The following is a 22,854-nucleotide window of genomic DNA, read 5'->3' as shown; positions in this document are numbered from 1 at the left end:
GCAATCCACCGCAAGGGCAGCGGTGCGGTACCAAAGGAGGATCAGCCCGCAGGCCCGACCACGTGCTTGCGGTACTCGCCTGGCGCAAGCCCTGTGACCTTGTGGAAGACCTTGCGAAACGCACCAGGGTCCTGGTAGCCAACACCCCAGGCGATCTGGTCGATGCTGCGGTTGGTGAACTCGAGCATCCGGCAAGCGCGCCCTACCCTCACCTGCTGACAGTACTCGGTGGGTTTGAGGCCGGTGGCGCTGCGAAAACGCCGCAGGAAGGTGCGCTGCTCGAGCCCTGCGCAGTCGGCCATCAAGGCCAGGTTGACCTCCCGCGCCCCCGTGCTCTGCAGCCAGTGCTGCACCTTGAGCACCGCTTCGTCGCCATGGTCCAGGCGCGGGCTGAACACGCTGCCCGGCCCAGGCATGGCATGCACTGGCGCCACCGCGAGAAATCGCGCCGTCTCAGCCGCCAGGGTCTGCCCCTGGAAGCGCTCGACCAGCTTGAGCCCCAACTCGGTCCAGGCCATCAATCCGGCCGAGGTAATGATGTCGCCATCTTCCAGCAACGGCAGGTTGGCCTCGACCTTGACCAGGGGAAAGCGCTCGGCCAGCGATTGGGCAAAATTCCAGTGAGTAGTGGCGGAGCGACCGTCGAGCAGGCCGCTGGCGGCAATGAAGAACACCCCGACACACACCGACACCAGCAGCGCGCCTTCGCGGTGCCACTGACGCAGGTCGTTGCAGAAACGTTCGATCAGTTCGGGGCCCGGCTCCTCGGTCAGGCTGGGCGGGATGATCATCACTCGTGGGCGGTGATGCGCCTGCGGGTGACTGTCGAAGCTCACCGCCAGCGGCTGTCCCGGCACCTCGGCCCAGTGGCACACCCGCAGCAGCGGGCTGCGTCGCGCCCCGAGGTCCGCGGCCATGCGGTTGGCTACCGCGAACAGGTCGGTCAGGCCGTGCACTGCCGCCATCTGGGCACCTGGGTAAACCAGAATACCGATCTCGACCTGATCGCCGATTGCATCCATTGTCAGTTTTTCCCGCCAATTTGTCGGTCGCGCCAATGCGCAAGCCTGTCGCACAAGCCTATAACTATCAGCACGTCACAACCATTCTCCTGAAGGACTGCACCATGAGCAAACAGGCACTGATCATCGTCGACATCCAGAACGACTACTTCCCCGGCGGCAAATGGACGCTGCACGGCGCCGATGCGGCCGCCGACAACGCCGCACGGATCATCCAGGCTGCCCGCGAAAACGGCGACCTGGTGGTCCATGTACGTCATGAGTTCGAGTCCGCCGATGCACCTTTCTTCACTCCGGGCTCCGAAGGCGCGCAGATTCATCCGAAAGCAGCCGCTCGCGAGGGCGAGCCGGTGGTGCTCAAGCACAACGTCAACAGCTTTCTGGGCACCGACCTCAAGGCCCTGCTCGACCAGCACAAGATTACCGGCCTGACCCTGGTCGGCAGCATGAGCCACATGTGCATCGATGCCGCCGCCCGGGCCGCCTCGGACATGGGCTATGGCACCACGGTGGTGCACGATGCCTGCGCCACCCGCGACCTGGAATTCAACGGCGTGGTCGTACCGGCGGCCCAGGCCCACGCGGCGTACATGGCGTCGCTGGCCTTCGCCTACGCGCAGGTGGTCTCCACCCAGGAGTGGCTTGACGCCAATCGGCGCTGACAGGCCTTCAGATCACCACGTTGCGCACGAAGCGCGTCGCCAAGTCGCCATCGTTGCGGTAGGCATGCATGCGGTTGCTGGCGAAGCTGTAGAAATCGCCAGCCGCCAGCACATGTTCCTGCGTTTCTATCACCAGGGTAAGGCGCCCCTCGAACACGTAGATCTGTTCGCTCCAGCCGTCGAAATCGGCCTCGGCCGGGTACACCTCGCCCGGCTCCAGGCGCCACTCCCACAACTCCACCTCGCGGCTGGCCCTGGAACTTGCCAGCAACACGGCCTTGCTGCCGGGGTGCACACCGGCCCAGGCCAGTTCGTTGATGCGATCAGGGTCACGGCTGTCAGGTGCCTGGATCAGGTCGCTGAACGCCACCGACAAGGCCTCGGCGATCAGGTCGAGGGTGGTCAGGCTGACATTCTTTTCACCCGCTTCTATTGCCACCAGCATGCGTCGGCTGACACCGGATTTTTCTGCAAGGGCGCTCTGGCTCAGCTCTGCCGCATGGCGCAGGCGCCGGATATTCTGGCTCACGTGCTGAAGCACGGAGGCCCGCTGACTGGAATCTTTGTGCACTATATTGCTCACTCACATGGCTTGCGCAGTATACTGCCCACCTTCCGACGCATTGTGCGTCGCTCGCCCCACGTGTGCAAGCCCATGACCTCGCCGACCACTGCCCGATCCCTCTTCCTTTCATTGCGCCTGAGCAAGGCCGAACTGGTGCTGGTGTTCATCACCATGCTCTGGGGCGCCACTTTTCTGCTGGTGCATAACGTGATGACCGTCAGCGGCCCGATGTTCTTCGTCGGCCTGCGCTTTGCAGCGGCGGCGCTGTTTGTCGGAGCGTTCAGTGCGCGTGCGCTGTCCGGCCTGACCTGGTTCGAAGTCAAGGCCGGCGTGCTGATCGGCGCCTCGATCATGCTGGGCTACGGCCTGCAGACCGTGGGCCTGCAAACCATCACCAGTAGCCAGTCGGCATTCATCACCGCCTTGTACGTACCTTTTGTACCGCTGCTGCAGTGGCTGGTGCTGGGCCGGCGCCCGGGGCTGATGCCGAGCCTGGGCATTGGCCTGGCGTTCGCCGGACTGATGCTGGTGGCCGGCCCCAGTGGCAGCTCGCTGCAGTTCAGCCCCGGCGAAATCGCCACGCTGATCGGCGCCGTGGCAATCGCAGCCGAGATCATTCTGATCAGCAACTATGCCGGCAAGGTCGACGTGCGCCGCGTGACCGTGGTGCAACTGGCTACCGCGTCGGCGCTGTCGTTCATGATGGTGGTGCCCACCCGGGAAGCCCTGCCGGACTTTTCCTGGCTGCTGCTGGGTAGTGCCGTCGGCCTGGGCGCCATGAGTGCGGTGATCCAGGTGGCAATGAACTGGGCCCAGCAATCAGTCTCGCCCACCCGGGCTACGCTGATCTACGCTGCAGAGCCGGTATGGGCCGGTATCGTCGGCCGCCTGGCGGGCGAGCGTCTGCCGGGCATCGCACTGCTCGGCGGGCTACTGATCGTGATCGCGGTGGTGGTCAGCGAACTGAAGATCAAACGTCGTGGCGAGCCCCTCGGCGCCAGTGATGACGATCAACAGGTGCAACAAACGGACCGGTAATCTGCAATAGCGGCACAATTCTTGTAAAAAACTGTTATAAAAAAACGCGTTGATGAGGCGCAAAAGTAGGATTCTGCGACAGCTTGCGTGTTGGTGATCGACGGGGCGCCACGTATGATCCCTTACAAACCTCTGCAGATTAGAAATCTATGTCCTTGATAGTTCTACTGCTTCTGCCGTTTGTTGGCAGCTGTCTGGCGGCTGTACTGCCGCACAACGCGCGTAACAGCGAATCACTTCTGGCCGGCCTTGTCGCGCTGGTCGGTACCGTGCAGGTCGCACTCCTGTACCCGCAAATTGCCGATGGCGGCGTCATCCGTGAAGAATTTCTGTGGCTGCCGAGCCTGGGCTTCAATCTCGTGCTGCGCATGGACGGGTTCGCCTGGCTGTTCTCGCTGCTGGTGCTGGGCATCGGCACCCTGGTGTCGCTGTATGCGCGCTACTACATGTCACCCCAGGACCCGGTTCCGCGTTTCTTCGCGTTTTTCCTGGCGTTCATGGGTGCCATGCTGGGCCTGGTGATCTCTGGCAACCTGATCCAGATGGTGTTCTTCTGGGAACTGACCAGCCTGTTCTCGTTCCTGCTGATCGGTTACTGGCACCACCGTGCCGATGCACGGCGCGGCGCCTATATGGCGCTAATGGTCACCGGGGCCGGTGGCTTGTGCCTGCTGGCGGGGGTACTGCTGCTCGGCCATGTGGTGGGCAGCTATGACCTGGACAAGGTCCTGGCCGCCGGTGACCTGATTCGCAGTCATGCCCTCTACCCCATTCTGCTTCCCCTTATCCTGCTCGGCGCCCTGACCAAGAGCGCTCAATTCCCCTTCCACTTCTGGCTTCCCCACGCCATGGCCGCGCCCACGCCGGTCTCGGCCTATCTGCACTCGGCCACCATGGTCAAGGCCGGGGTGTTCCTGCTGGCCCGGCTATGGCCGTCGCTGGCCGGCAGCGAAGAATGGTTCTGGATCGTCAGCGGCGCAGGGGCCTGCACCCTGCTGCTGGGCGCCTATGCGGCCATGTTCCAGAACGACCTCAAGGGCCTGCTGGCCTACTCGACCATCAGCCACCTGGGCCTGATCACCCTGCTGCTGGGCCTGAACAGCCCGCTGGCAGCGGTAGCGGCGGTGTTCCACATTCTCAACCATGCCACCTTCAAGGCCTCGCTGTTCATGGCCGCCGGCATCATCGACCATGAAAGCGGCACCCGCGATATCCGCAAGCTCAGCGGGCTGTTCCGGCTGATCCCGTTCACCGCCACCCTGGCCATGGTCGCCAGTGCCTCGATGGCCGGCGTACCCTTGATGAACGGCTTTCTGTCCAAGGAAATGTTCTTCGCCGAAACCGTGTTCATCAGTTCCACGGCCTGGGTCGAAACCACCTTGCCGATCATCGCGACCCTGGCGGGCACCTTCAGCGTCGCCTATGCGCTGCGCTTCACCGTCGACGTGTTTTTCGGCCCGCCGGCCACCGACCTGCCCCATACCCCCCACGAGCCGCCCCGCTGGATGCGCGCGCCGGTCGAGTTGCTGGTGCTGACCTGCCTGGTGGTGGGTATCTTCCCTGCGCAGTCGGTGGGCCCGCTGCTGGCCGCTGCCGCACTGCCGGTGGTGGGTGGCACGCTGCCCGAGTACAGCCTGGCCATCTGGCACGGCTGGAATGCACCACTGATCATGAGCCTAATCGCCATGTGCGGCGGCGTGGTGCTCTACCTGGTGCTGCGCAATCAGCTCAAGCGCGGGCGCTTCCTCTACCCGCCGCTGATCGAGCTGTTCAATGGCAAGCGCCTCTTCGAACACGGCCAGGTGCTGCTGATGCGTGTGGCGCGCCGCTTCGAGCGCCTGTTCACCACCCGCCGCCTGCAGAAGCAGCTGTTCATGCTGGTGCTCATCGCCCTGCTCGCCGGCGTGCTGCCCATGCTGCAAACCGGGTTGAGCTGGGGCGACCGGCCCAAGATCCCGGGCTCAGGTGTATTCGTGATGCTCTGGCTGATCGCGATCATCTGCGCCATCGGCGCTGCGTGGCAGGCCAAGTACCACCGGCTGGCGGCCCTGACCATGGTCAGCGTCTGCGGCCTGATGACCTGCATCACCTTTGTCTGGTTCTCGGCGCCGGACCTGGCGCTCACCCAACTGGTGGTAGAAGTGGTCACCACGGTGCTGATCCTGCTGGGCCTGCGCTGGCTGCCACGGCGTATCGAAGACATCTCGCCCCTGCCCGGCAGCAAGGAGCGCGCTGTGGCACGCCGCCTGCGCGACCTGCTGCTGGCGGTGCTGGTCGGCGGTGGCATGGCCTTGCTGTCGTACGCAATGCTGACCCGCCCGACACCCAACGTGATTTCTTCCTTCTACCTGAGCCGGGCGCTGCCCGAGGGTGGCGGCACCAACGTGGTCAACGTGATGCTGGTTGACTTCCGCGGCTTCGATACCCTGGGTGAAATCACCGTACTGGTGGCTGTGGCACTGAGCGTGTTTGCCCTGCTGCGCCGCTTCCGCCCGCCCAAGGAGAGCATCCAGCTGCCTGCCCAGCAGCGCCTGCTGGCGCCGGACGTGGTCACCGACCTGGTCAACCCGCGTCAGGCCGCCGATACCGCGCTGGGCTTCATGATGGTGCCCGCCGCCCTGGTGCGATTGCTGCTGCCGATCGCGCTGGTGATCTCGATGTACCTGTTCATGCGCGGCCACAACCAGCCCGGTGGCGGCTTCGTCGCCGGCCTGGTGATGTCGGTGGCTTTCATCCTGCAGTACATGGTGGCCGGCACCCAGTGGGTGGAAGCCCAGATGAGCCTGCGTCCGCTGCGCTGGATGGGCACCGGCCTGCTGCTGGCAACCCTCACCGGGGCCGGGGCGATGCTGCTCGGCTACCCGTTCCTGACCACGCATACCGCGCACCTTGACCTGCCGATACTGGGCGACATCCATGTCGCCAGCGCCCTGTTCTTCGACACGGGCATCTTTACCGTGGTGGTCGGGTCCACGCTGCTGATCCTCACCGCACTGGCCCACCAGTCGGTGCGCAGCCACCGGCCGAGCAGCCAGCCCAAACCCACCGTCAACCCGGGAGCCGCCTGATGGAAGAAGTGATTGCAATTGCCATCGGTGTGCTCGCCGCGTCAGGCGTGTGGCTGATCCTGCGCCCACGGACCTTCCAGGTGGTGATGGGCCTGTGTCTGCTGTCGTACGGCGTCAACCTGTTCATCTTCAGCATGGGCAGCCTGTTCATCGGCAAGGAGCCGATCATCAAGGACGGCGTACCCCAGGACCTGCTCCATTACACCGACCCGTTGCCCCAGGCACTGGTACTGACGGCCATCGTCATCAGCTTCGCCATGACCGCCTTGTTCCTGGTGGTGCTGCTGGCTTCGCGCGGGCTGACCGGCACCGACCACGTGGATGGCCGGGAGCCTAAAGAATGAGTGTGATGAACCAACTGATCGTCGCGCCCATTCTGCTGCCGCTGCTGACCGCCGCACTGATGCTGCTGCTGGGCGAAAAGCGCCGGCCGCTCAAGGCCCGCATCAACCTGATCTCCAGCCTGGCCGGGCTGGGTATTTCGATCTGCCTGCTGCTGTGGGTGCAGGAGCAGGGCCAGGCCAGCTCGATCGGCGTGTACCTGCCGGGCAACTGGCAGGCCCCCTTCGGCATCGTGCTGGTACTCGACCGCCTTTCGGCACTGATGCTGGTACTCACCGGCATCGTCGGGGTCAGCGCGCTGGTGTTCGCCACCGCGCGCTGGGACCGCGCAGGCGCCAGCTTCCACGCCCTGTTCCAGATCCAGCTGATGGGCCTGTACGGCGCCTTCCTGACGGCCGACCTGTTCAACCTGTTCGTGTTCTTCGAAGTGCTGCTGGCCGCCTCCTACGGCCTGATCCTGCATGGCTCGGGTCGTGCGCGGGTCAAGGCCGGCCTGCACTACATTGCCATCAACCTGCTCGCTTCCTCGCTGTTCCTGGTGGGGGCGGCGATGCTCTATGGGGTCACCGGTACCCTGAACATGGCTGACCTGGCCCTGAAGATTCCGCTGGTGCCCGAGGCCGACCGCGGCCTGCTGCATGCCGGCGCGGCGATTCTGGCCACGGCCTTTCTGGCCAAGGCGGGTATCTGGCCGCTCAACTTCTGGCTGGTCCCGGCCTACTCGTCGGCCAGCGCCCCGGTTGCCGCACTGTTCGCGATCATGACCAAGGTGGGCACCTATACCGTGCTGCGCCTGTGGACCTTGCTGTTCTCCGGTCAGGCCGGCGCTTCGGCGTTCTTCGGCGGCGAGTGGCTGGTCATCGGTGGCCTGGCCACCCTGGGCTGCGCGGCGCTGTCGATCCTGGCGGCGCAACGCCTGGAGCGCATGGCCAGCCTGAGCATCCTGGTCTCGGCCGGCACCTTGCTGGCCGCCATCGGCTTCGGCCAGGCGGCGCTGACCGCCGCCGCCCTGTTCTACCTGGTGAGCTCCACCCTGGCCTTGTGCGCGCTGTTCCTGCTGGCCGAGCTGATCGAGCGCTCGCGCTCGGCCAACGAGATCCCGCTGGAAGACGACACCGATGCGCTGCCCTCGCCCCTGGAATCGCTGCAGCCGCCCAAGGGCATCAACCTGGACGATGAACAGAAGGCGGTGATCGGCCAGGTGATTCCCTGGACCATGGCATTCCTGGGCCTGAGCTTCATCGCCTGCGCGCTGCTGATCATCGGCATGCCGCCGCTGTCCGGTTTCATCGGCAAGCTGAGCCTGATCAGCGCCCTGTTCAACCCTAACGGCCTGGGCGTGCCGGTCGACCAGCCGCTGTCCGCAGCCGGCTGGGGCCTGGTGGCCTTGCTGGTGCTCTCGGGCCTGGCATCGCTGATCGCCTTGACCCGTGTCGGCATCCAGCGCTTCTGGACCCCGCAGGAGCGCCCCTCGCCGTTGCTACGGCGCAATGAGTGCATTCCCATCGTGCTGCTGCTGGGGCTGTGCGTACTGCTGAGCGTGCGCGCCGAACCACTGCTGCGCTACACCCAGGACACGGCAGCCGGGCTCAAGGACCCTGCCAGCTACGTCAATGCGGTACTCGGCACGCGACCGGTGCCCGGCCCCACCAGCGAGGCGATTGCCGGGCAGGTGCAGCCATGAAGCGCCTGTTTCCCGCACCACTGCTGTCGCTTTCGCTCTGGGGGTTGTGGTTGCTGCTCAACCTCTCGCTGAGTGCCGGCAACCTGCTGCTTGGCGCACTGCTGGCAATCCTGGCACCCATCCTGATGGCGCCGCTGCGTCCGCTACCGGTGCGCATACGCAAGCCGGGCACCATCGTGCGGCTGATTCTGCGAGTGGGGGGCGATGTGGTGATGTCCAACCTGCAGGTTGCCCGTAGCGTATGGCAGGCCGGTGGCCGGCCGCCACGCTCGCGCTTCATCCGTATTCCGCTGGACCTGCGCGATGCCCATGGCCTGGCGGCGCTGTCGATGATCACCACGGTCATTCCCGGCACCATCTGGTCGGAGCTGGCGCTGGACCGCAGCATCCTGCTGCTGCATGTCTTCGATCTGGACGATGAAACGCAGTTCATCGACCACTTCAAGCACACCTACGAACGTCCGCTGATGGAGATTTTCGAATGACTGGCCTGCTCGCCAACGCCATTCTCGCCAGCCTGTTCATCTTTGCCCTGGCCATGGCCCTGACCCTGGTGCGCCTGTTCAAGGGCCCTTCGGCGCAGGACCGGGTACTGGCGCTGGACTACCTGTACATTCTGGCCATGCTGATGATGCTGGTGCTGGGTATCCGCTACGCCAGCGACACCTACTTCGAAGGTGCGCTGCTGATAGCCCTGTTCGGCTTTGTCGGCTCGTTTGCCCTGGCCAAATTCCTGCTGCGTGGCGAGGTGATCGAATGAACTCGACCGTCGAATTGCCGTTCTGGCTTGAAGTGGTCACGGCTGTGCTGCTGGTCGTCAGCAGCCTGTTCGCCCTGAGCGGCGCGGTAGGCCTGCTGCGCCTGAAGACCTTCTTCCAGCGCATGCACCCGCCCGCCCTGGCGTCGACCTTCGGCACCTGGTGCGTGGCCATGGCTTCGATCCTGTACTTTTCGGGCCTCAAGCACTCGCCCGTACTGCACGCCTGGCTGATCCCGATCCTGCTGTCGATCACCGTGCCGGTGACCACCCTGCTGCTGGCGCGGGCCGGGTTGTTTCGCAAGCGCATGGCCGGGGATGACGTACCCGAAGAGGTCAGCAGTGGCCGCGGGCGCGATACCGGGCACTGACACCTGGCCCTATCGAGCTGCCAACACCTGCAGCTCGCGGCGCACCATTGCCGCATATTCCGGCGGGCTCAGCTGATACAGCTGCCCTGCCACCCAGTTCAACCAGGCGCCCTGCAGCACCGCGCGTTGTGCCAGCCACTCCAGGGCCTGGGCCTGGGCGCGGGCCTGATGCTCGGCGTGGAAGCGCGCACGCCCCGACGCCGCAGCGGTACTGCTCACTCGCTGGCCTTGAAGGTCAGTTCGCCCTTGCGCCATTTGGCGGCCTTGGCCGTGGCAGCCTTCAGGGTCTTGGTCAGGCCTTCCTTGATCTGCTCGTGGGCAGCAAACACCATCACCACGGTCTGCCCCTCGCGGAACACGATGCCATGCCCTTCGGGCACGGTCACGAACGCATAATCGCCCAGTTCGTAGACGGTCAGCTTGATGTCGCGAAAGCGGATCTCCAACTTGCCACCTTCGCGGCTGGGCAATACCGCCGCCCGAAAGTGATCGCCCACTTTCAGTTCAAGCCGCTGTTTGTCATCGACCACCAGGGCCTCTTCGGTATCGATCTCGGCAAGGTAGATACCTTCGGCACTTTGTTCGGTCACGTAGACGAAGCGCGATTGAAACTGTTTGACCAACTTGGCCCGCAGGTCGCCCAACACGAAGAGGGCGTGCATATCCAGATTACTGACTGCCAATGATTAATTCCTCAAAACCAGCATCACCCCGCCACCTCGCAGGCGGCACTGCGCCGCGAAGGTCCCGGTTTTCAATTTGAAGTCTGAAAGACTAGTGGATCAGTGCCAGGGTTGTTCGTACGCACAGACACCAGGCTGCGAAGGAAAACACGTCGTGCCCTGCCAGTTGATAACCGGCGGCTACAAACAGCCATTTCCCAAAGTGCAACCGATTTCTCTGACAGCGTGCTCGCTGAAAAAATGCGATAGCTGAAAGAAAGATCCCAGAACGAAGGACCTCTGGACGAACATGTTCACTGCACAGGGAAGCGAATATGCACGAAAACACCGAAACACGTCGAGTGGGCAATACACTAGAAGTATCAAAAAATATCGGGTGTGCATCCGGCAAAACCCGGCCGCGCTACATTGTAGTGCCGGCTGGCGTCGGTTTTTTCCATATCACGGAGTCTGCCACGGGCCGGGTGAAAGGCTTTCGCCGACATCACGGGGAGGCCTGCGACCTGGCAAGGACCCTCGAGGCCAGGCCCCGCGCCTACCCGGCCTGACAGGCGTCCAGCCCCTGCCCATCGAACTGTGCCAGCCAGGCGGCGCGACAGGCGTGTGCCTCGTCACGGCTGGCGAACGCGGTGCCTCTGCGCTCACCGTTGACCAGCACCACCCAGCACACGCGCATGCCCACCGAACGCAGCGAAATGGGAACGCCACTGCCGATCATCACCGCCACATCGACCTTGCACTGCATGATTCCCTCCGGAATTTAATTAGCAGCCTAACGATGAGGCGATGATAAACCCCTGCCCCTTGCGGGAAAAAGCTATCCCCGGCATAGCTGTTTTGCATCAAGCGCAACAAATCCGACTCAGGAAATCACGCTGTGCTGGGGTCGATAGCCCAGGCGCAAGCCGCCCCAGTGGCGCCCCTGTACCTGGATCGGCACCGACAGATCATGCATCAGCTCGCCCGTGTCACGGGTATAGGTCTGCAGCAGCACCGGTTGCTGATGGCTGCCGCAACGGATACCGGTACGGTCGTCGAACTTGCGCTTGCTGCGGTTGTGCGCGGTATCGGTCGCCTCGTCACCGGTCAGTGGCTGGCTGAAGGCGTTGTTGTGGGTCGGCACATAGCCCTGCTGAGTACAGGCAATGGCGAACACCAGGCCTTCATGCTGGGCCAGCAGCGGCTCCTGGATCGCGGGCAGTACCTGGTCGGTGTAGTCGTCAAAACGCGTGCGGTAACGGGCCGGGCGGGTACCGGGCAGCAACTGATACTGGCGATCGAACAGAGCATCGACGCTGATGCGCCCCTGGGCGATGTCGGCCTCGAAGCAATCGGCGATTTTCTGGGCCCCCTGGCGGGCAAGGTCGTATACGCGCTGGTGGTAGTCATCCAGCCCCACCTCGGCCAGACGCTCGCTGATACGCTCGGCCTGACCTTCCATCTGCACGGCTGCCTGGGCCAGGCGCTGGGTCTGCTGGTCGCTCACCACCAGGTCGCTGCGCATCTGCGCCACGGCCTGGAACAGGCTGTCGAGCTGAGTACGGTTGGTCTCGGTACCGGCAGCGATCGCATCGATCTGCTGCTCGACGCCAGCGGCGAGCCCGGCGATGGCGTCCAGTTGCTCGCCGGTGTGCTCGACCTGGTCCACCCCCTGGTGCAGGTCATCGGACAACTCACGGATCTGCTCCACCACCTGGGCGGTACGCTGCTGGATATCGGCCACCATCAGGCCGACCTCCTCGGTGGCACTGGCGGTACGTCCGGCCAGGCCACGCACCTCATCGGCCACCACGGCAAAGCCACGACCATGTTCGCCGGCGCGCGCGGCCTCGATGGCCGCGTTCAATGCAAGCAGGTTGGTCTGGCTGGCGATGGTCTGGATCACCAGGGTAACCCGGGCAATGTCTTCGCTGCGCTGGTGCAGCGCCTCGATCAGTTCGCGGCTGTCGTTGGCACGGGCGCTGAGCTGGTGCATGCGCTGGATCGACTCGGCCAGCACCGTTCTGCCGGCAGCACTGCTGTGGTGGGCCTCGCGGGCCGCGCCCAGGGCCTGCTGGCTGAGCTGCGAAGTGGCTTTCTCGGTACCGATCATGACTTCGGCACTGCTGACGATCTGCGCCGCCGACACCAGTTGCGATTGCAGCTTGTCGGCCAGTTGCTGCACCGCATGGGCAACGCCAGCGGCAGACAGCGCGTTGTGGCTGGTGGCCTGGGCCAGGTCACGGGTCAGGTCGCCCAGCGGGTCCTGCTCGCTCACCACCTCGGCCGGCCGCTTGCGCATCAACGGCAGCCACAGGGCCAGCAAGGCCAGTGGCAGACACAGGTAGAAGGACACATCGGCAAACGCCATGGCACTGAGCAACACCACCAGCACCAGGCTTTGCAGCGCCGTGCCCGACCAGCGCCGGGCGCCAGTGGACGTACCTTGCAGCGGCACCAGCGTGCCAGGCAGAGATCCTTCTCGCATCATAACAATGGTTCCCGCAGTGTCGTTATTGTGCCCCCATTAAACGCCACTACAAGGCCATTATCCATGCTTCGTTGGATGTAAGACCCTCCTGCTTGATGCAAGGCAAAGAAACGCAAAAGCCCCGGGCTGTGAACCCGGGGCTTGCTGGCACGACAGCGGGCGTCAGGCCTGACGCTGGTGCTTGTCGAGCTGCTCGTGGCGCTCTTGCGCCTCGATGCAGTACTTGGTGGTGGGGCTGATCAGCAGGCGCTTGAGGCCGATCGGCTCGCCGCTGTCTTCACACCAGCCGAAGCTGTCGTCCTTGATGCGGCCCAGGGCAATTTCCAGCTGGGGCAGCAGGCGCTGGTCGCGGTCGATGGTGTTGACCAGCCAGTGACGCTCTTCTTCGACCGAGGCGGCGTCGGCAGGATCAGCAGGGGTGTCCAGGCTTTCGATGGCTACACGACTTTTCTCGATGCGCTCATGGATCTCCACTTTCATCGACTGCAACAGCTCGGTGAAAAAGGCATGCTGCTCAGCGTTCATGTAGTCATCGGCCGGCATGGCCAGCAACTTTTCCTTTGTCATTGATTTCTCTATAAAAAATACGTGCATTTAGGCGATCGGGTGCTACCGGCGAACAGCTCGCCGGCGGCGCAATTCTTCAAGCACCATCCGGCACTCAATTTACAGGGGGCGGCAGTCTAAGGCCGAGTTTCGCAAGGGGCAATACAAATGAAGGTGGTTTTGTCCGAAATGCCCCTCGAACGAGCGTCAACGCTCCCCTGAGGGCGGCCTTTATAGCAAAAAAACTCGTCCGCGGGGGTAGTCTCGCTGTTTATCGCACGCCCGCCTCGCCCAGCAGCTGGCTCAGCACCGCACGCAGCTTGCCCGGCTTGACCGGCTTGTTGAGCAATGGCGCGCCCAGGCGCTGCATCGCACGGCGGCTCTGGTCGCTGCGATCGGCGGTGATCATCACGGCGGGTATGGTCACCGCGAAATGCTCACGCAGGTCGCGCACCACTTCGCAGCCGGTCACCCCGTGGTCCAGGTGAAAGTCCGCCAGCACCAGTTCCGGCGCGCGCCCCTGCAACACCTGAAATGCCGTCTTGCGGTCGGTCGCGGTCAGCACCTCGCACCCCCACTGGGCCAGCAGGGCGGCCATGCTCTGCAGGATGCTCAGTTCGTTGTCCAGCACCAGCAGGCGGCGCCCCGGCAGCGGGTCGCCGACGCTCGGCAGCGGTGCTGGCGCCAGCACCGGCGGGCAACGACGTTCGGTGGAGAGCGGCACATCGATGCTGAACACCGAACCGCGCCCCGGCCAGGAGCGCACCCGTACCGGGTAATCGAGGATCCGCGCAATGCGCTCGACGATCGCCAGGCCCAGGCCCACCCCCTTGCGATCGGCGGCGCGGCCCACATCGAGCTGGTTGAATTCGAGAAAGATCGATTGCAGGCGCTGCGCAGCAATGCCGCGCCCGGTATCCCAGACCTCCAGGCGCAGGCAGTCGCCACGCCGCCGCGCCCCCAGCAGGATGCGCCCCTGTTCGGTGTAGCGGCAGGCGTTGCTGAGGAAGTTGCGCAGGATCCGCGTCAGCAGCCGCACATCGGTGCGGATCACCTGGCGTCCGCTGCGCAAACGCAGGCCCAGGCCCTCGGCAGCCGCCACCGGCTGAAACTCCGAGGCCAGCGGCGCCAGCACATCGTCCAGCAGGTACAGGTCAAGGTCAGGCTTGATTGCCGCCTGGTCGAGCCGGGAAATATCCAGCAGATCGCTCAACAGGTCTTCGGCGCCTTCCAGCGCCTGGTGCGCGCGCTCCACCAGCAATTGCTCGGCCTGCGGCAACTGGCGCTCGCGCAGGGTCGAAATCAACAGGCGTGCAGCGTTGAGCGGTTGCAGCAGGTCGTGGCTGGCGGCGGCCAGGTACTTGTCCTTGCTGCGGTTGGCCGCCTGGGCCGCATCGCGTGCCTCCATCAGCTGGCGGGTACGCTCGGCCACGCGCTGCTCCAGCTCGTCGTTGAGTTGCTGCAGACGCTCCTGCGCCAGCTTGCGCTCGGTGATGTCGGCGACGAACCCCTCGACCACGCCCTCCTCGTCCGGGCGCAGCAACAGGTTCATCAGCACATCGATGCTGCTGCCGTCCTTGCGTCGCAGCTGGGTTTCGTAACCCAGCAGGGCCTGCTCGCGCTGCAGCACCTGGGCAATGTCCTGCAACTCGGCCTGGCCGCCCACGAACAGGTGGCTGGCCAGGTCACGCCGGGAAAACAGCACCGCCTGGGGGTCGGCATACCCCAGCATGCGCGCCAGCGCCGGGTTGGCGGCGCGCAGGCCATCGTCGAGGCTGGCCTGGAAGATGCCGTGCACCGCATGCTCGAACAGCCACGAATAGCGCTTGCGCTCGGTTTCCAGCTCGTCCAGGCGCGCCGCCAGTTCCGGGTAGTGGCTTTTGCGAACAGTGTGGTTGCTCAGCCCCAGCAGCCCGGCCAGCGCATTCGCGCCAGGCTCAGAGGGCTTCGCCATACACCACCTCGACGTCACGCTGGCTCGAAGTCCGCGGGTTGGTGAGGATGCACGGGTCGTCCATCGCATGCTGCGACAGGAACGGAATGTCGCTGCTGCCCACCCCATGCAAGGCCAGGGTTTCGTGAAAGCCCACGGCGTGCTTGAGCGCGATCAGGTGCTCGACCAGGCGCTGGCGGACCTGATTGTGGTTCAGCCCGCGGCAATCGATACCCAGGGTCTGCGCGATCAACTTGAAGCGATCGGGGGCGGCGCTGTAGTTGAAGGCCACCACATGCTCGACCAGCACCGCATTGCACAGACCGTGGGGCAGGTCGAGAAACCCGCCCAGGCTGTGGGACATGGCGTGGACCGCCCCGAGGATGGCATTGGAGAAGGCCAGCCCGGCCTGCATGCTGCCGAGCATGATCTTCTCGCGCAGGGCGATGTCCTGCGGGTTGGCGATCATCTGCACCAGGTTGCCGTTGATCAGGCGCATTGCCTCAAGGGCATGGGGGTCGGTCAGCGGCCCATGGCCGGTGGACACGAACGCCTCGATGGCATGCACCAGCGCGTCGATACCGGTACAGGCCGAGAGGAACGGGTCCATGCTCAGGGTGGTTTCAGGGTCGATCAGCGACACATCGGGTACCACCGCCTTGCTGACGATGGAGAACTTCATGCGTTCCTGCTGGTTGGAGATGATCACGAACTGCGACACGTCGGCCGAGGTGCCGGCGGTGGTCGGGATCAGGATCAGCGGCGGGCTCGGCACTCGGATGGTGTCGACCCCTTCGAACTCCAGGATGTGCCGGCCGTGGGCCGCCACGATGCCGATGCCCTTGGCGCAGTCCATCGGGCTGCCGCCGCCAACGGCCACGATCACGTCGCACTGTTCGCTGCGATAGCTCTCGGCGCCGGCCATGACCTCTTCGACCCGCGGGTTGGGCGACACGTCGCTGTACAGGCAGTAATCAATGCCCTGCGCCTGCAGGCTGGCCTCGATGTCGCCGACCCAGCCGGCGGCGATCACGCCAGGGTCACTGACCAGCAGTACCTTGCGCGCGCCGAAGGTCCTGGCGTAATTGGCCACATGGTGCCGACAGCCGGCACCGAAGATGATTTCCGGAGAGACGAATTTACGCAACTGGCTCAGGTTCGGGCTCATGCGACGCCTTCTTGTTCTTTTAAGGTAGCGCCAGCCTAAAGCATCAGGAGGGTTTTGCAATCAGACGATAGGGGGGATGCACAAGGCAGCGCCGGTGCCTTGGGGCACCGGCGCAAGAGGGATCAACGGCTGGCGAAGTACATGGTCACTTCAAAGCCGATACGCAGATCAGTGAACGCGGGTTTTTTCCACATAGGTCCATCCTCTTCTGGCACCACAGGATTGCGGTGCGTCTATTAATACACCGTTGCCGGCGCAGGTCGAATGCTACTTTGGAACAGATTTTCCCACAGCCATCGGGCGTCAGAAGAAGCCCAGCGGATTGATGTCGTAGCTCACCAGCAGGTTCTTGGTCTGCTGGTAGTGGTCGAGCATCATCTTGTGGGTTTCACGACCCACGCCGGACTTCTTGTACCCGCCGAACGCGGCGTGCGCCGGGTACAGGTGGTAGCAGTTGGTCCACACGCGCCCGGCCTTGATGCCACGGCCCATGCGGTAGGCACGGTTGATGTCGCGGGTCCACAGCCCGGCGCCCAGGCCGAACTCGGTGTCGTTGGCGATTGCCAGGGCCTCGGCCTCGTCCTTGAAGGTGGTCACGCCCACCACCGGGCCGAAGATCTCTTCCTGGAACACGCGCATCTTGTTGTGGCCCTTGAGCAGGGTCGGCTGGATGTAGTAACCGGTCGACAGGTCGCCGGCCAGGCGCTCGCTGGCGCCACCGGTCAGTACCTGCGCGCCCTCTTCGCGGGCGATGTCCAGGTACGAGAGGATCTTGTCGTACTGCTGCTCGGACGCCTGGGCACCAACCATGGTTTCGGTGTCCAGCGGGTTGCCACGCTTGATCTGGGCGATCTTCTTCATCACCACGGCCATGAACGGCTCGTAGATCGATTCCTGTATCACCGCACGCGATGGGCAGGTGCACACTTCGCCCTGGTTGAAGAACGCCAGCACCAGACCTTCGGCGGCTTTCTCGATGAAACTCGGCTCGGCCTGCATGATGTCTTCGAAGAAGATGTTCGGCGACTTGCCGCCCAGCTCCACGGTGCTGGGGATGATGTTCTCGGCAGCGCACTTCATGATGTGCGAGCCCACCGGGGTGGAACCGGTGAAGGCGATCTTGGCGATGCGCTTGCTGGTGGCCAGCGCTTCACCGGCCTCGCGCCCGAAGCCCTGCACGATGTTGAGCACACCCGGCGGCAGCAGATCGCCCACCAGCTCGGCGAACACGGTGATCGACAGTGGGGTCTGTTCAGCCGGCTTGAGCACCACGCAGTTGCCGGCGGCCAGGGCCGGGGCGAGCTTCCAGGCGGCCATCAGCAGCGGGAAGTTCCATGGAATGATCTGCCCGACCACACCCAGCGGTTCATGGAAGTGGTAGGCGGCGGTGTTTTCGTTGATCTCGGCGGCGCTGCCTTCCTGGGCACGGATGCAGCCGGCGAAGTAACGGAAATGGTCGGCGGCCAGCGGCACGTCGGCATTCAGGGTTTCGCGAATGGCCTTGCCGTTGTCCCAGGTTTCGGCAATGGCCAGCACTTCGAGGTTCTGCTCGATACGGTCGGCAATCTTGAGCAGGATGCGCGAGCGGTCCTGCACGCTGGTACGGCCCCAGGCATCGGCAGCGGCGTGGGCGGCGTCCAGGGCGCGCTCGACGTCTTCGGCGCTGGAACGTGGAAATTCGGCGATGACCTGGGCGTTCACCGGCGAGCTGTTGGTGAAGTACTGGCCGTTCAGCGGGGCAACGAACTCGCCGCCGATGTAGTTGCCGTAACGCGGTTTGAAGTTGACAAGGGCGCCTTCGGTGCCGGGAGCTGCATAGATCATGTTCGGGCCTCTGTTGATCCGGGCCTGTCATGACGACAGGCGGTGTACGGATCTTAGGCAGCCCGGGGCGGCTGACGAATCGCCCTTTGGCAGAGGACAACTCGTCATTTGGTAGTAGGCGCGGGCGCCGCTACAGGTCCAGGAACAGCGCCCGGGCCGAGCGGCTGTCGATCTGGCTGCGGTAGATCTGGATCACGCGCTCATTGTCGGCGTCTGCCGGCAACTGGTACTGCCCCCCCTCGAACCGCTGTGCGGCGGTTTTCAGATGCGCCGCGGTGTACAGCCCAGGCTCTGCGTCCAGGGTCGCGTAATGAAAGTGCGCCACCCACAGCAACTGCCCCGCCTTGTCGTGGATTTCGTACTCCTGAAGGAAATCCTGGGCATGGCCCTTGCGTTTTCGCGTGGGCTTGCGCGGCTGGAGCCTGTGCAGGCTGACCTCGCCCTGGGCCTTGAGGTAGGCCACCCGACTGACCGTCGGCAACTGTGCCAGGGTCATCTGCACACGCAGACGGCGCCCTTCATCACGCAGATGCTTGGCCTGCTCGAGCAGGGCCTTGGCTTGCAGCGCCGCATCCTGGCCGGCAGCAGACCGGTCGGTGTCGTTGCCGGCAGTCAATGCCTGTTCGATCTGCCGGGCCAGCTCGTCAAGCGGGCGCGCCTGCTGCGTCAGGATTTCTTCCATCTCCACCGGAAGCATGGCGGTCCTGGCCTGGGCGACGGCGCGCCTGAGCTGCTGCGCCGAGTCGTTCAGCAACCGCGTGGAGCGCTCCAGCAAGCCCGGCAACTGCGCCTGGGTGGCGCGCGCAGGTGCTGGGCGGGGGCGCTCCACCGGCTGCCAGATACCGGCCTCGGCGGTTTCCTCGTAGCGGGCCAGCTCGCGCTGTTCCACCGGGTCGATCACCACCACCACGTCACTGTCGGCCCCTGCCAGCCGACGCTGCTGGCCCACCACCACGCCGCGGTTGCGGGTGCGTATCAACGTGCGCGAGCGGCTGCCTGAGGCCGGTGGCGCCGAAGGTTGGCGTGGCAGGTCGCGAATCAGCCCGGCCAGTCGCTTCTGGGCAGCATCATGCAGGGCCTGCAGCACCTGCTGGTACTCCTCCACCTGTGCCGCCCCCTGCAAAACCGCGCTGGAGGCCTTGTACAGCTGGGTGCCCTGCAGTGCACTGGCATAGTGGCGCACACTGCTGTCGAGCATCTGCACCCGTTCCTGATCGGTGAACGCCCCGCCCATCTCGAGCTCCAGTTGCAAGCCCAATCGGGCAGACAACACCGTCTCGTAGATACCCTCGCCTCCGGCGTGCCCGCGGTCTGCCTGCAGCACCAACACCCCCAGCATGTTGATCTGGGACGAACGCCAGGCCTGGACTGACAGCTCTTCACCGCGCATCGCCTCGATCCTGCTTGCCTGGGCCGGGCCGCCGGGCAGGATCTGGCGCAGCTGCCCGGTCAGGCGATCGAGGGCCTGATAGCAGTCGATGATCTGCTCGGTCAGGGTCTTGGCCCCTTCGAGCAGCACCACCAGTTGCCGATAGGTGGGCGAAGTGCCTTCCAGCACCAGTTCGCGCAGACGGTCCTGACCCTGGCCGCCGCGAAGGTTGTTTATGCCGTCCTTGTTATGCATGAACAGGCTTCGCAAGGCGTACAGCAACTGCACGGTAATGCTGGACTCCTCGAACAGGTAGTTGCCCTGCTGGGCGCGAAAGTTTGCCAGGGTTTTAAGCTGGTTCAGTTGCACATGGCTTTCCCGCGCCTTGGCCAGCCCCTGCCCGTGCCGTCGCAGATCATCCACATAGCGCTGCAATCGCTCGGCCGAGGGCTGCGGCTCCTGTTTCACCACCTCGTCCAGATCGCGCTTGAGCTGCAAGGCGCTGGCCTGGCGCACCGGCTGGTAGTCGTCCAGTTCCTTCTGCAGAACCTCCACGCGAGCCTGGTTGGCCAGACGCAACTGCTGGATGCGCCGATTCAGCGGCATGCCGCCACGCAAGCGCAAGCCCAGGTCGAATTGCCAGCTGCCATCGGCGGCGTGCCGCAGCCAGGGCCCGGGAGGCTGTTGCGCGTCGCGGATTCGCAGGCCGGCATCCTCCTCCACCACGGGGTAGACCTGCCCGCTGACACCCACCCACAGACGGTCCTCATGCAGGTACAACCCCTGCCAGGGCCCGTGGCTGATCGGTGCCCCCAGCCCCTCGCGGCCCTGCACGCGCTGCAGGGGCACCAGCCGCGCGCGCTGTTCGCCGCTCAGTCGGTCCGCCGCCGCTGCCCAGCTGAAATCCAGGCTGTCCAGCGCCTGGCCCGAGGGCGAAGCAAGGGCATGGCCGAACTCGGGCTCCAGCACCTGGGCCAGCGGCGACTCGCCCCTTTGCGCAGGGGTTGAGAGCTTGAGACGGGTGGTGTCGGTCCTGCTCGCCAGCAACGTCAGCGCCAGGTTGAACAACCATCCCGCCAGCTGCCCGTCACCCTCGCTCTGGTGTTGCTGCAAGGTATCGCGCAGGCCTGCCGTCAGTTGCACCAGCCAGCCGGCCACCGCAACCGGGCCATTGCACAGTGGCAACAGCGTGTTGAACATCAGCCAGCCCAGTTCGGCATAGGCCGCCCAGCGCTGTTCGCTGGATGACTGCGAGCCGGCCCGGGCGCGGGCCACCAGTTCCTGGGCGCAGCTACGGTACAGATGCACCAGCGGGTCGCCATCGATCAGCGCGTCGCTGAACGACGCCGGGGCCGGCACCTGAAGGGGAGCGAAGTCCGAGCCGGGCAGAAAGCGCACCGTATGCGGCTGCTCCAGCCCGCCACGCGCGTACACCGGCTGTGCCTTGGCAGGCAGCCGCGCCAGCAGATCGTCGTGCAGCGCGCCGGGCTCGCACAACCGCTCGAACAGGGCCTGGCGCGAGCTGAACTCCTGCAGCGGCTCGCGGTGCAGTGGGCGATACAGCAGGCACGGCCCCTGGCGCGGGTCGCGGCCCTCGACCAGGTACGCATTGAGCGCGACATCGGGGTGTGCACCGGCCTCGCGCAACAGGCCCAACGGACGCAGCACCGCGTCGGTTTCCTCGCCACGGCACAGTGCCGTGACCCGCCGGGCACTCAGTGCACTGACCCCTTCGCGTTGACGCAGGCAGTACTCCAGCACCAGCATCGGCAGTTGTTCGCGCAACTGATCGACGAACAGCTGCTGGCGACTGGCCGACTGCACAGGGTCATCCAGCAGGCTGTGCTGCAACAGGTCCGGGTAGGTCTGGCCCACATCCAGGCGGGTGACCTGGGCCTTGATGAATGCAAGATCCAGCCATGTCGGCAGCACTGCGCCGCTGCGGCTGCGCAAAGTGACGCTGCCTGCCCTGAGCAGCCCCAGGTTGCCCACCGCCAGTTGGGCCAGGTTCAGCGTCACCTCGCGAATGCTGCCCGCCGGGGCAAAATCCCCCCCACTGCCGCCGGCGCCGGCAATCACCTGGCGGTTGACCAGCTCGACATCCTCCAGCTCGGCACGGGTGAAGCCCGGGTGCCCGGCACGCACCGCCGCCTGCCACTGGGCCCAGGCGTACTCCGGCATGCCGGGCAGGTCATGCAGGAACGACTGCCCGCCACTGCGCTGCTGCGCCCGCGCCAGGCGCACCAGCATCTCGGTGTACTGCAGGCGCGGCGCCTCGTCAGCGTCGCGCAACCACGTCGGCAACAGCCCGCGCAGGCTGGCCAGGGTCTGGCGCTCGCTCACATCGCATACCTGCACCAGCGAGGTGGCTTCGTCCAGGCGCGCGACCAGCGTCTGCACCGGGTCGACCTGCGAATCGAGAGGTGCGGCGGCGATGGCATCGATCAGGCGCAATTGCTGTTCGAACAACAACCGCGCCTGGGCCTGGAAAATCGACAGTTCGGTCTGGTACAGGTTGAGCTTGAAGGTGCCCGAAGCCTGCGCGCCCCAGCCCCTGGCCAATGCCTCCAGCAGTGCCTGGCGCGAATCGAAGCGATACAGCCCACCCGCCAGGGTGTAGAGCACCACGACAGTGCGCAACTGGCCGAGCACCTGGCGCTCGATCAGCACCGCGCTGGCCAGTTCAGGGTCCAGCCCGCCACCGGGTTCGGCATCCAGGCACAGCAGCGACACGCGTACATCCGCGCCGTTGCCGAACTGCGCGCGCTGCGTCGCCCGTGGATAGATGCCGACCATCGTCGCCGTGGCCAGCTCCAGCCCGTCCAGCACGCCAGCCCCTCGGGCCAGTTCGCAGGCGCTGGAAAAACGGCTTTTGAGGTAATCGGCCAGCCAGTCCCAGCGCGCGGTCTGGCCCGGCTCGGCCTGGCCCCAGTAACGGCTGAGCACACGCTTGTATTCATCGAGCAGCAACGGCCCGCATTCATTGAGCAGGGTTTCGACCGCGTGCAGGTCGACATCGGCGGCCTGCGGATACTCGGCGCCGCGCTGCAGGGTGAGGTAGTCCAGCCCGCTGGCCAGGTTGAGGCAGGTGCGTTCGCAATAGCGCCGTATCAGGGCATCGGCCAGCGAATCGAGCCGCGCGCCCTGCCCCGGCCGCCCCCTGACCAGGGTCAAGGCCGATGGCGCCGGGCCCTTGATCCCGCGCACCTGCCATTGCTGCGCGCACACCTGCGCAGCCACGGCGTGCAACGAGGGCCGGGTGACCATCTGGCGGCCGATGGGGCCGCACAGCGAAGCGTGTGTGGCCAACTGCCCGAAAAGCGTATCTGCTGCATCCATGATGCGACTTCCT

The 22,854-nt window shown here is 64.9% G+C and carries 20 protein-coding genes; 8 read left to right on the top strand and 12 right to left on the bottom strand.

Annotated elements, in window-relative coordinates; all coding sequences use genetic code 11:
• Nucleotides 1-41 precede the first annotated feature (41 nt).
• Nucleotides 42-1,022: a GlxA family transcriptional regulator gene (locus tag NP552_RS23780; RefSeq protein ID WP_058540605.1), complete on the bottom strand. Its 981-nt coding sequence runs from the start codon at nt 1,020-1,022 to the stop codon at nt 42-44.
• Nucleotides 1,023-1,126: 104 nt separating this feature from the next.
• On the opposite strand from NP552_RS23780, the gene NP552_RS23775 reads away from it, so the two are divergent.
• Nucleotides 1,127-1,684, top strand: coding sequence for a cysteine hydrolase family protein (locus tag NP552_RS23775; protein ID WP_054915728.1), 558 nt, complete (start codon nt 1,127-1,129; stop codon nt 1,682-1,684).
• Between the two features lie 7 nt (nt 1,685-1,691).
• On the opposite strand, the gene NP552_RS23770 is transcribed toward NP552_RS23775, so the two are convergent.
• Nucleotides 1,692-2,255 carry a helix-turn-helix domain-containing protein gene (locus tag NP552_RS23770; RefSeq protein WP_274097207.1) on the bottom strand — a complete coding sequence of 188 codons (564 nt, stop codon included), beginning with the start codon at nt 2,253-2,255 and terminating at the stop codon, nt 1,692-1,694.
• 84 nt (nt 2,256-2,339) lie between these two features.
• Here NP552_RS23770 and NP552_RS23765 point away from each other — a divergent pair, with 84 nt between their 5' ends.
• The 7 genes from NP552_RS23765 (at nt 2,340) to NP552_RS23735 (ending at nt 9,509) form a co-directional block, all read left to right on the top strand.
• Nucleotides 2,340-3,287: a DMT family transporter gene (locus tag NP552_RS23765; RefSeq protein WP_078480523.1), complete on the top strand. Its 948-nt coding sequence runs from the start codon at nt 2,340-2,342 to the stop codon at nt 3,285-3,287.
• A 149-nt stretch (nt 3,288-3,436) separates the two neighbouring features.
• Entirely contained in the window at nt 3,437-6,355 is a 2,919-nt protein-coding gene (locus tag NP552_RS23760) for a monovalent cation/H+ antiporter subunit A (protein WP_054915726.1), read from the top strand.
• The gene (locus NP552_RS23755) at nt 6,355-6,699 is read left to right on the top strand and encodes a Na+/H+ antiporter subunit C (protein WP_007986256.1); all 345 of its coding nucleotides are present in this window, start codon (nt 6,355-6,357) and stop codon (nt 6,697-6,699) included. The genes NP552_RS23760 and NP552_RS23755 overlap by 1 nt, the downstream gene beginning before the upstream one ends.
• Nucleotides 6,696-8,381, top strand: a complete 1,686-nt coding sequence (locus tag NP552_RS23750; RefSeq protein WP_043860101.1) for a monovalent cation/H+ antiporter subunit D — start codon at nt 6,696-6,698, stop codon at nt 8,379-8,381. Before NP552_RS23755 ends, NP552_RS23750 begins: the two co-directional genes overlap by 4 nt.
• Complete coding sequence (locus NP552_RS23745; RefSeq protein WP_043860102.1) at nt 8,378-8,866, top strand: Na+/H+ antiporter subunit E; 489 nt, start codon at nt 8,378-8,380, stop codon at nt 8,864-8,866. The genes NP552_RS23750 and NP552_RS23745 overlap by 4 nt, the downstream gene beginning before the upstream one ends.
• Nucleotides 8,863-9,141 carry a K+/H+ antiporter subunit F gene (locus tag NP552_RS23740; protein WP_043860103.1) on the top strand — a complete coding sequence of 93 codons (279 nt, stop codon included), beginning with the start codon at nt 8,863-8,865 and terminating at the stop codon, nt 9,139-9,141. Before NP552_RS23745 ends, NP552_RS23740 begins: the two co-directional genes overlap by 4 nt.
• A complete protein-coding gene (locus NP552_RS23735; protein WP_043860104.1) occupies nt 9,138-9,509 on the top strand; it encodes a Na+/H+ antiporter subunit G in 372 nt (123 codons plus the stop codon). Before NP552_RS23740 ends, NP552_RS23735 begins: the two co-directional genes overlap by 4 nt.
• Nucleotides 9,510-9,518: 9 nt before the next feature.
• Here the strand turns inward: NP552_RS23735 and NP552_RS23730 are convergent, their stop codons facing one another.
• The 10 genes from NP552_RS23730 to NP552_RS23685 form a co-directional block, all read right to left on the bottom strand.
• Nucleotides 9,519-9,728: a hypothetical protein gene (locus tag NP552_RS23730; RefSeq protein ID WP_235384112.1), complete on the bottom strand. Its 210-nt coding sequence runs from the start codon at nt 9,726-9,728 to the stop codon at nt 9,519-9,521.
• The gene (locus NP552_RS23725) at nt 9,725-10,192 is read right to left on the bottom strand and encodes a hypothetical protein (RefSeq protein WP_043860106.1); all 468 of its coding nucleotides are present in this window, start codon (nt 10,190-10,192) and stop codon (nt 9,725-9,727) included. Before NP552_RS23725 ends, NP552_RS23730 begins: the two co-directional genes overlap by 4 nt.
• Nucleotides 10,193-10,727: 535 nt before the next feature.
• Entirely contained in the window at nt 10,728-10,937 is a 210-nt protein-coding gene (locus NP552_RS23720; protein WP_054915725.1) for a hypothetical protein, read from the bottom strand.
• 117 nt (nt 10,938-11,054) lie between these two features.
• On the bottom strand, nt 11,055-12,284 hold the full coding sequence (locus NP552_RS23715; protein ID WP_408980702.1) for a methyl-accepting chemotaxis protein: 1,230 nt from the start codon (nt 12,282-12,284) through the stop codon (nt 11,055-11,057).
• 540 nt (nt 12,285-12,824) lie between these two features.
• Entirely contained in the window at nt 12,825-13,229 is a 405-nt protein-coding gene (locus NP552_RS23710; protein WP_043860109.1) for a TraR/DksA family transcriptional regulator, read from the bottom strand.
• A 250-nt stretch (nt 13,230-13,479) separates the two neighbouring features.
• A complete protein-coding gene (locus NP552_RS23705) occupies nt 13,480-15,162 on the bottom strand; it encodes a hybrid sensor histidine kinase/response regulator (protein WP_078480516.1) in 1,683 nt (560 codons plus the stop codon).
• Nucleotides 15,146-16,309: an alcohol dehydrogenase-like regulatory protein ErcA gene (gene ercA / locus NP552_RS23700; protein WP_078480515.1), complete on the bottom strand. Its 1,164-nt coding sequence runs from the start codon at nt 16,307-16,309 to the stop codon at nt 15,146-15,148. The genes NP552_RS23705 and ercA overlap by 17 nt, the downstream gene beginning before the upstream one ends.
• 122 nt (nt 16,310-16,431) lie before the next feature.
• A complete protein-coding gene (gene pqqA / locus NP552_RS23695; protein ID WP_020289857.1) occupies nt 16,432-16,503 on the bottom strand; it encodes a pyrroloquinoline quinone precursor peptide PqqA in 72 nt (23 codons plus the stop codon).
• 109 nt (nt 16,504-16,612) lie between these two features.
• On the bottom strand, nt 16,613-18,133 hold the full coding sequence (exaC, locus tag NP552_RS23690; protein WP_043860112.1) for an acetaldehyde dehydrogenase ExaC: 1,521 nt from the start codon (nt 18,131-18,133) through the stop codon (nt 16,613-16,615).
• Between the two features lie 130 nt (nt 18,134-18,263).
• The gene (locus NP552_RS23685) at nt 18,264-22,841 is read right to left on the bottom strand and encodes a hypothetical protein (protein ID WP_078480513.1); all 4,578 of its coding nucleotides are present in this window, start codon (nt 22,839-22,841) and stop codon (nt 18,264-18,266) included.
• Nucleotides 22,842-22,854 lie beyond the last annotated feature (13 nt).

This window comes from Pseudomonas sp. 8209, from assembly GCF_028682105.1.
Classification (GTDB): domain Bacteria; phylum Pseudomonadota; class Gammaproteobacteria; order Pseudomonadales; family Pseudomonadaceae; genus Aquipseudomonas; species Aquipseudomonas palmensis.
The sequence above is the reverse complement of the archived record's forward strand: the minus strand, read 5'-3'. Positions and strand labels throughout refer to the sequence as shown.